At 70.3% G+C, this 8,547-nt stretch carries 6 protein-coding genes; 2 read left to right on the top strand and 4 right to left on the bottom strand.

The genetic code is table 11. The features are described 5' to 3' along the window. Positions 1-223: 223 nt before the first annotated feature. The 4 genes from ABT130_RS38500 to ABT130_RS38485 all read right to left on the bottom strand — a co-directional run bounded on the left by ABT130_RS38500 (position 224) and on the right by ABT130_RS38485 (position 4,599). Positions 224-1,726, bottom strand: coding sequence for a S1 family peptidase (locus tag ABT130_RS38500; RefSeq protein ID WP_350964134.1), 1,503 nt, complete (start codon positions 1,724-1,726; stop codon positions 224-226). Between the two features lie 85 nt (positions 1,727-1,811). Then, positions 1,812-2,771 carry a LysR family transcriptional regulator gene (locus tag ABT130_RS38495; RefSeq protein WP_350915065.1) on the bottom strand — a complete coding sequence of 320 codons (960 nt, stop codon included), beginning with the start codon at positions 2,769-2,771 and terminating at the stop codon, positions 1,812-1,814. A 420-nt stretch (positions 2,772-3,191) separates the two neighbouring features. Continuing rightward, on the bottom strand, positions 3,192-3,770 hold the full coding sequence (locus ABT130_RS38490) for a P-loop nucleotide/nucleoside kinase family protein (protein WP_350915063.1): 579 nt from the start codon (positions 3,768-3,770) through the stop codon (positions 3,192-3,194). Positions 3,771-3,777: 7 nt separating this feature from the next. Beyond that, positions 3,778-4,599 (bottom strand): patatin-like phospholipase family protein, encoded by an 822-nt coding sequence (locus ABT130_RS38485; RefSeq protein ID WP_350915061.1) that lies wholly within the window; start codon positions 4,597-4,599, stop codon positions 3,778-3,780. A 134-nt stretch (positions 4,600-4,733) separates the two neighbouring features. Between ABT130_RS38485 and soxR the strand changes: the two genes are divergently transcribed. Together soxR and ABT130_RS38475 are read left to right on the top strand one after the other, a co-directional pair. Further along, positions 4,734-5,210 carry a redox-sensitive transcriptional activator SoxR gene (gene soxR / locus ABT130_RS38480; protein ID WP_350964131.1) on the top strand — a complete coding sequence of 159 codons (477 nt, stop codon included), beginning with the start codon at positions 4,734-4,736 and terminating at the stop codon, positions 5,208-5,210. A 233-nt stretch (positions 5,211-5,443) separates the two neighbouring features. Then, positions 5,444-8,386 (top strand): cellulose binding domain-containing protein, encoded by a 2,943-nt coding sequence (locus ABT130_RS38475; protein ID WP_350964129.1) that lies wholly within the window; start codon positions 5,444-5,446, stop codon positions 8,384-8,386. Positions 8,387-8,547: the final 161 nt, after the last annotated feature.

Raw genomic sequence — 8,547 nt, 5'->3', positions numbered from 1 at the left:
GTGGCTGCTTCTAAGCCAACCTCCTGGTTGTCACTGCGACTCCACATCCTTTCCCACTTAGCACACGCTTAGGGGCCTTAGTCGGTGGTCTGGGCGCACGGGCTCGTGGCGGGGAGGGCGGCCGGGACACCTCCCCGGGGTCCGCTCGGGATGTGCGATCGCCGGGGCTCGCGTGCCCGGTGTGTGCCCGGCCGGACTCGATCGGGTCCGGCCGGGCAGGCCCTTACGGTCTGGTCAGGCCGAGGGTGTAGGAGCCGGAGCCGCTGTAGGCGTGCACCCGTACGCGGTAGGTGCCCGCGGTGCCGCTGTAGGTGAAGGCCTCATCGGGGTTGGGGGAGGTCCCGCTGGCCACGGTCGTCCAGGTGGAGCCGCTCAGCTTCTGCAGGTAGGCGTCGTAGTCGGTGCCGTTGGGCCCGTCCAGGCAGACGCGGTGGACGCCCGCGGCGGCGCTGTAGCCGGCGGTGCCGGGCTGGTAGGCGTTGGCGTTGGACGTCAGCGAGCCGGTGTAGGAGCTCTGGTAACCGCTGCACCCGGTGGGCGGCGGGGTCCCGTTGGTCACCAGGGTGAGCCCGTACGCCGAGAGGATCTCGTTGATCGGCTGGTGGTAGGTGGTGCCGCCGACGGTGCAGTTGCCCGAGCCGCCGGAGGTGACGCCCTGGGCCTGGCTGCCGGAGATGTAGGAGCCGCCGGAGTCGCCGGGCTCGGCGCACACGGTGGTGCGGGTCAGGCCGGTGATGGTGCCCTCGGGGTAGGTGACGCTCGTGTTGTGCTGGCTGATGGTGCCGCAGCGGTACTGGGTGGTGGAGCCGGAGCGGCAGATGGAGCTGCCCACGACCTGCTGGGTGGAGCCGGTCACCGGGAGGATGCCCGCGCTGTAGCCGTTCACCACGCCGGTCGGGGTCCAGTTGGAGTTGACCGCGACCCACGCGTAGTCGTTGCCGGGGAAGGACGAGCCCTGGAAGGTGCCCTGGGCGACCTGGTTGTAGCCCTGGGTGGCGGTGCCGGCCGTGCCGCAGTGGCCGGCGGTGGCGAAGCCGCCCTGGCTGCCGCGGGTGACCGAGAAGCCGACCGAGCAGCGGCCGCCCATGTAGAAGGCGTCGCCGCCGCGGACGTCGTAGAGCGGCTTGGGCCTCTCCTGCGAGGCCTCGACGCGGACGAGCGACTTGTCCACGCCGCTGCCGTCCACGAACGCCTGCGCCTCGGCGACGTCACCGGCCAGCACGACGACGCTGTTGCTCCGCACGTCGACGTACCAGGACGGGATCGACTTCGGCGCGGAGGCCACGAGCTGGTCGAGCCGCTCCTTGGCCGTGTCGAGCGTGGCCAGGGAGTTCTTGAAGAGCTTGACCTCCGCGCCCGACCTGGCGAGCGAGGCGATCCTGGTGGAGTCGCTGGTGGCGATCACGAGGTTGGAGGTGGGGCCGGTCACCCAGGCTCCGGCGAAGGAGGTGCCGAGCTGCCCGCGGAGGGCGGGCTCGACCTTGGCGGCGGCGGCCTCGTTGATCAGCCGGGCCGAGGCCTGCTCGCTGGTGCCGCCGAGGTCGCGCCGGATGGCGTCGACCAGGCCCGGAGCCGGCTTGGCAGTGGCCTCCACCAGTGTCCGGGCCTCGGCGAGGGTGTAGGGGGCGGCGGCGGTCTCGCCGGGTCCCTGGTGGGCGATGGCGGGGGTGGCCACCATGGCGACGGCGAGCGCGAAGCCCGCTGTCACGGCACTTCTGCGGAGCATGGGTTCTCTCCTCATGTGGGGGGTGCCGTCAAGGTAACGGTGTGCACATGAGGCGCGCCTCTACCGAATGTCCCCTACCGTCACGTTATGGAGAGGTGCCCAACCCGGGGTTCTCGGTCAGCCACGCGGCATATCGTCTGCTCCGCCCGACCGCGTCGGAGTGCGCGGCCTTCGCGTGTTCGAAGATCGCCGTGGCGGCTCCGGCGGTGGCCGCCTCCGGGTGCCAGCCGAACAGCTGCCGCCAGCGCAGCGGGGCACCGGCGAGCGGCACCAGCTTCAACCCCTCGGCGGGCTGGAAGGTCGCCTGGCAGAGCGCGGCGGCGCGGCCGACCTTGGCCAGGTGCATGCAGGTGGCCACGTCGGTCTCGTAGATGGTCTTGGGGGTGAAGCCGGCGCGGGCGCAGGCCGTGACGAAGCAGTCGCCGAAGCAGCTGTCGCCGGGGGTGACGGTCCACTGCTCGTCGGCCAGCTCGGCCAGTTCCACCTCCTTCCTGTCGACCAGCGGATGGTCCTCGTTGAGCAGTACGAAGACCGGGTCGGTGCCCACGGTCGACCACACCACCGGTCCCTCCACCGGTGGTGGGCTCTCCCCGCAGGCGCCGATGAACGCGAAGTCGATCCGGCCCAGCATCACCATGGTGGTGAGCTCCTTGGCGGACCAGGAGGTGTGGGTGCTCACGGGAGTGGACGGCCAGGCGGTGGCGAGGCGGTCCATCAGGCCGCCGAGTATCGGGCCGTTGGTGGCGCCCAGCCGGTAGCTGGGGACGTCGGCGTTCGCGTTGGCGAATCGAAGCGCCTCCTCCTGGAGTTCGCGGGCCGCGGGCAGAAGTACCATCGCGCGTGACAGGACCAGCTCCCCCAGGGGCGTGGGCCGCGCGCCGTTGTGATCGCGTTCGAAAAGAGCTCCCCCGAGAACCCGCTCTATCCGTTTGAGCTGTGCTGTCAGTGCGGGTTGGGCCAGTCCGAGGTGGGTGGCGGCCTTGGTGACGCTACCGGCCTGTGCCACCGCGCGCACGATCTTGAGGTGTCGGAGCTCGAGATCCATACCGGGAACGTAAGGCCGCTACGTTATGCCTGCAATGCAAACTTGTCATGAAATATGACTCAATTTTGTCGAATCGTTCCAAATAGGGTTCTGGTCCGGAAATACGGGGCGGCTTGGGGTGACCGTTGACGCCTGCCGGGGCCGAATTCGGAAGATCCCGATTCCCATGGTCGAGAGCCGGCGCCGGTGTCCGGCATCCGAGATTCCCGCGATTCGGGTTTCACCTGCGTTTCGGACGCCGGGCACGCCGATATCCGGCGTCCGGGATTCCCGTACGGACGCGAGAGGCGGAGGCGCCGGTGTCCGCCGGCCGCCCGAGCCGATGGCCTCGCCCGTCGCCGGGGAGATTCCCGGCGGTGAACAGGTGTCCCGGTCCGGGAGGCAGGCCGGTCAGGGCTCGGGGACGCCACGGCGGGCGGTCTACCCGGAGGCGATGATCCTCTCCAGCTGTGCCGTCAGGGAGGGTGCCCCAGGACGGTTGTCGATCTCGTCGTGCGGCACGACGGGTGGTTCGTCCACCCTGATGGCCCGCAGGTAGTCCGCGAAGCGGCCGAGCTTGCCCGCGTCCCTGGCGAGCCCTCTGGCCTCCAGCCGGGAGCGCAGCGCCGCACCGTCCGAGCGGACCCAGAGGAGGTGTACGGGCGGCCCGCCCAGCCGCCCGACCCAGCGCTCCCACACCGCCGCGTCGTGTACCTGGGTGGTGAAGGGGCCTTCCAGCATCACCGGGCAGCCGTGCGAGCGGATCTGCCGGGCGACCTCGGTCAGCCCGTCGTACTCGTACCGCTTGATGTGTTCGTCATACCAGGGGCCTTCGCGTTCCCCGTCGTCGCGGCCGTGGGCGCGGAGGGTGGCGGCGACGAAGCCGCCGTAGACGGTGTCCTTGTCGAGCAGCGCGGGAGGTGGGTCGAGCAGCGCCAGCAGCGCCGCCGCGACCGTCGACTTCCCCGCTCCCGGAGGCCCGCTCACCACCCAGAGCGGCGCCGCCCCGCCCGCGCCCACGTCGTTCTCAGTCCTGCCAGGCCCTGGCCACGCTCTCCGCGACGGCGGGCGCCTGGGCGAGGCCGGCCTGGAAGGCGGGGCGCCACAGGGCCGGGTCGAGGACGTTGGCGCCGAACACGGCGACCGAGGCCTCGTCGGGGACGATGTGCGCGACCGCCGCGTCCCCCAGTTCGGCCAGCTCGGCCTCGAAGCGCGCCCTCGGTGAGACGTGCGCCAGCGGTTCCAGGATGACCACGGCCGAGCTGCCCGCTGCCAGGTCGGCGTTGGTCGCCGAGCGCACCCCGCCGTCCATGTAGCGGCGCCCGCCGATCTCCACCGGCGGGAACACGCAGGGGACCGCGCAGCTGGAGGCGACCGCCGACACCAGCGGCGCCCCCGAGTCGCGTTCCCAGACCACGAACTCGCCGGTCGCCGCGTCGACCGCGGTGATCAGCAGGCGGCGCTCCGGCCACTCCTTGACGGGCAGCCGGTCGCCGATCGTCTCGATCCTGGCGCCGGTGTCCCGCACGGCCAGGGCCAGCTCGCCGACCCTGCGCCGGGCCTCCCGCGGTTCCAGGGACGGGTCGTACAGCACGCCGAAGGCGGCCATGACCGCCTCCATGTCCACCGCGGAGACGGTCGCGGTCTCGGTGTCCGCCTGGACGCCGACCGAGCTCTCCAGGTCGACCTCGGTGGCGATCAGCGTCCCGACCACCGAGCCGGCCGAGGTGCCGACCACCAGGTCGGCCTCTCCCAGCTCCAGTCCCGCCTTGCGAAGACCCGTGACGATCCCCGCCTCCCAGGCGATGCCCGCCACGCCTCCGCCACCCAGCACCAGTGTTCTCGTCATGCGGCCTATTCTTACCCGAACATCCCTCTGCGGCCGAGGGGGAGACACCTTGAGGCTCCGGGCCGGGCGAGCTCCCGTGAACGGCGCGCCACCCGACAACCTCAATGTAAGTTGAGGTCAAGATAGACTGCCGCATGCCCAACAATCCGGAGATAACCGTCGGCCAGCTCTCCTCGCGCAGCGGGGTCGCCGTCTCAGCCCTGCACTTCTACGAGTCCAAGGGCCTGATCCGTAGCCGCCGCACCGCGGGCAACCAGCGCCGCTTCTCCCGCGACACGCTGCGCAGGATCGCCTTCATCCGGGTCTCCCAGCGGGTCGGGATCCCGCTTCGGACGATCCAGGAGGCACTGTCCGCGCTCCCCGACGAGCGGACCCCCACCAGGGAGGACTGGGCGAGGCTCTCGGGGTTGTGGCAGGACGAGCTCGACGACCGGATCAGGCAGCTCGAACGTCTCCGGCACGGGCTGACCGAGTGCATAGCCTGCGGCTGCCTCTCGCTGGACCGCTGTGCGCTGGCCAACCCCGACGACGTGGCCGCGGCGAGAGGGCCGGGTTCGCGGCTGATGATCGCTTCCCGCCGGGAGTGCGCCACCGACTGTGATCCGGAGTAGGTCCTGGAAGGCGCCACGTGCGGGACGCCCGCGTACGCCGCGCCCTCTCCGCGCGGCACGCTGCGGCCGGGCATCGGTTTGTTAGTTGTCTGTTCAAACTATTGACGGAGCGGGGTCCGGCATGTGAACCTCTGGGCGTTCATGCACGCGCATCATGGGCGGTCGAAGGTCAGGGTCCCGTCACCTGATCGTGCATGGCGGTTTGTCCGTTGCATTGCGAAGGGAAGCCGTACATGCGAAGAAGGCTGTTCAGCATGCTCACCGCCGCGGCGGTGGCGTGCTCGTCGGTCGGCGTGGCCGTCGCGGGCGGGGCCGCTCCGGCGTCCGCGTCCGGGACCGCTGCCGCCGCTGCCGCCGCCGAGACGTACACCTGGAAGAACGTCAGGGTCGACGGTGGCGGGTTCGTGCCGGGGATCGTGTTCAACCAGAAGGAGAAGAACCTGATCTACGCCCGCACCGACATCGGCGGCGCCTACCGCTGGGAGCAGGCGAGCAAGACCTGGACTCCGCTGCTCGACTGGGTGGGCTGGGACAAGTGGGGCTACAACGGCGTGGTCAGCCTGGCCGCCGACCCGGTGGAGACCAACCGGGTCTACGTCGCCGCCGGGATGTACACCAACAGCTGGGATCCCAACAACGGTGCCATCCTGCGCTCCGCCGACAAGGGCGCGACCTGGCAGGCCACGGCGTTGCCGTTCAAGCTCGGCGGCAACATGCCCGGCCGGGGCATGGGCGAGCGGCTGGCCGTCGACCCCAACCGGAACAGCATCGTCTACCTCGGCGCGCCCGACGGCAACGGCCTGTGGCGCAGCACCGACAAGGGCGTGACCTGGGCCAAGGTCGCCTCCTTCCCCAACCCGGGCAACTACGCCGCCGACCCCTCCGACCCCAACGGCTACCTCAGCCACCGTCCCGGCGTGGTCTGGGTGACCTTCGACCCGTCCTCGGCGACCGCGGGCAACACCACGCAGAAGATCTACGTCGGCGTCGCGGACAAGGCGAACACCGTCTACAGCTCCGCCGACGGCGGGACCACCTGGACCAGGGTGGCCGGCCAGCCCACCGGCTACATCGCGCACAAGGGTGTGCTCGACCACGTCAACCACACGCTCTACATCGCCACCAGCGACACCGGCGGCCCGTACGACGGCGCCAAGGGCGACGTGTGGAAGCTCAACACGACCACCGGCGCCTGGACCCAGATCAGCCCGGTCCCCTCCAGTTCGGCCGACGACTACTTCGGCTACAGCGGCCTCACCATCGACCGGCAGAACCCCGGCACGATCATGGTCGCCACCCAGATCTCCTGGTGGCCGGACGTCATCTTCTTCCGCTCCACCGACTCCGGGGCGACCTGGACCCGGGTCTGGGACTTCACCTCCTACCCGAACCGCAGCTTCCGCTACACGATGGACGTCTCCTCCTCGCCGTGGCTCACCTTCGGGGCCAACCCGCAGCCGCCGGAGACGACGCCCAAGCTCGGCTGGATGACCGAATCGCTGGAGATCGACCCGTTCGACGGCAACCGCATGATGTACGGCACCGGCGCCACGCTCTACGGCACCGAGGACCTGAAGAAGTGGGACACCGGCGGCCAGTTCACCATCAAGCCGATGGTGAAGGGACTTGAGGAGACCGCGGTCCTCGACCTGATCAGCCCGCCCTCGGGAGCTCTGCTGGTCAGCGGTCTCGGCGACATCGGCGGCTTCCGCCACACCAACCTCGACGCCGTACCGCCCATGATGTTCACCTCGCCCAACTTCACCTCGACGACCAGCCTCGACTACGCCGAGACCAACCCGTCGGTCATGGTCCGCGCGGGCAACTTCACCGACTCCGACCGGCCGAACGACAGCCACGCCGCGTTCTCCACCGACGGCGGCGCCAACTGGTTCCAGGGCACCGAGCCGAGCGGGATCAACGAGGGCGGCACGATCGCGGCCGCGGCCAACGGGTCCAGGTTCGTCTGGGCGCCCAAGGACGTGGGCGTGCACTACTCGGTCGGCTACGGCAACTCGTGGACCGCCTCCACCGGGCTCCCGACCAATGCCGTGGTCGAGTCCGACCGGGTGAACTCCAACAGGTTCTACGGCTTCAGCGCCGGAAAGTTCTACGCCAGCACCAACGGCGGCGCCTCCTTCGCGGCCACCGCCGCGACCGGGCTGCCCACCGAGGGCAACGTCAAGTTCAAGGCGGTACCCGGCCGCGAGGGCGACATCTGGCTGGCCGGGGGGACGACGACCAGCTCGGGCATCTGGCACTCCACCAACGGCGGGACGTCGTTCACCAAGCTCTCCAATGTCACGAGCGCCGTCAACATCGGCTTCGGCAAGTCCGCCACCGCCTCCGGCTACCAGGCGCTGTACGCGGTCGCCACGGTCGGCGGCGTCAACGGCGTGTTCCGCTCCGACGACGCCGGCGCGAGCTGGGTCAGGATCAACGACGACCAGCACCAGTACGGCAACGCGGGCGAGGCGATCACCGGCGACCCGCGCGTCTACGGCCGCGTCTACCTCGGCACCAACGGCCGCGGCATCCTGTACGCCGACAACGGCGGGGTCGTCCCGCCGGTCGACACCGTCCCGCCGACCAAGCCGGGTACCCCGGTCGCCTCGGCGATCACCTCCTCGGGTGCGACGCTGTCCTGGACGGCTTCGACGGACGCCGTCGGGGTGAGCGGTTATGACGTCTACCGTGAGGCGGGGGCGACGGATGTCAAGGTGGGTTCGCCGGTCTCGGCGTCGTTCGCGCTGACCGGGCTGACCTCCGACACCTCGTACACCTTCTACGTGATCGCCCGGGACGCCGCGGGGAACAGCTCCACCGCCTCCGATCCGGTGACCTTCAGGACCCTCACCGGGCCGGTCGGCGGCGGCTGCACCGCGACCTACACGGTGTCCAACTCCTGGCCCGGCGGCTTCCAGGGTGAGGTGACCGTAAAGAACACCGGCACCTCGGCGACCACCGGCTGGACCGTCAAGTGGTCGTTCCCGAACGGTCAGACGATCACCCAGCTCTGGAGCGGCGTGCACACCCAGACCGGCGCCGACGTCACCGTGAAGAACGCGAGCTGGAACGGCGTCCTGGCCGCCGGAGCCGCCACGTCGTTCGGCTTCGGCGCCTCCTGGACCGGTACCAACGGCGTTCCCTCCAACGTCACCTGCACCGCCCCCTGACGGCGCTTTCCGCGCCCCCGAACGGTGCTTTCCTGACGGCCTGGTCACCCCGGAGGGGCGACCGGCAAGGGAGACCTGCCGGTGCGACCCGTCGCCGAGGCCGGGGGGTCCAGGCTGTCGGACGCACCGGCGCTTCCGGTGCCCCGTGAGGAACCACGGGG

Origin of the sequence: Streptosporangium sp. NPDC001681 (assembly GCF_040298085.1) — a bacterium.
Lineage (GTDB): Bacteria > Actinomycetota > Actinomycetes > Streptosporangiales > Streptosporangiaceae > Streptosporangium.
This window is presented reverse-complemented; position numbering and strand designations above follow the sequence as displayed.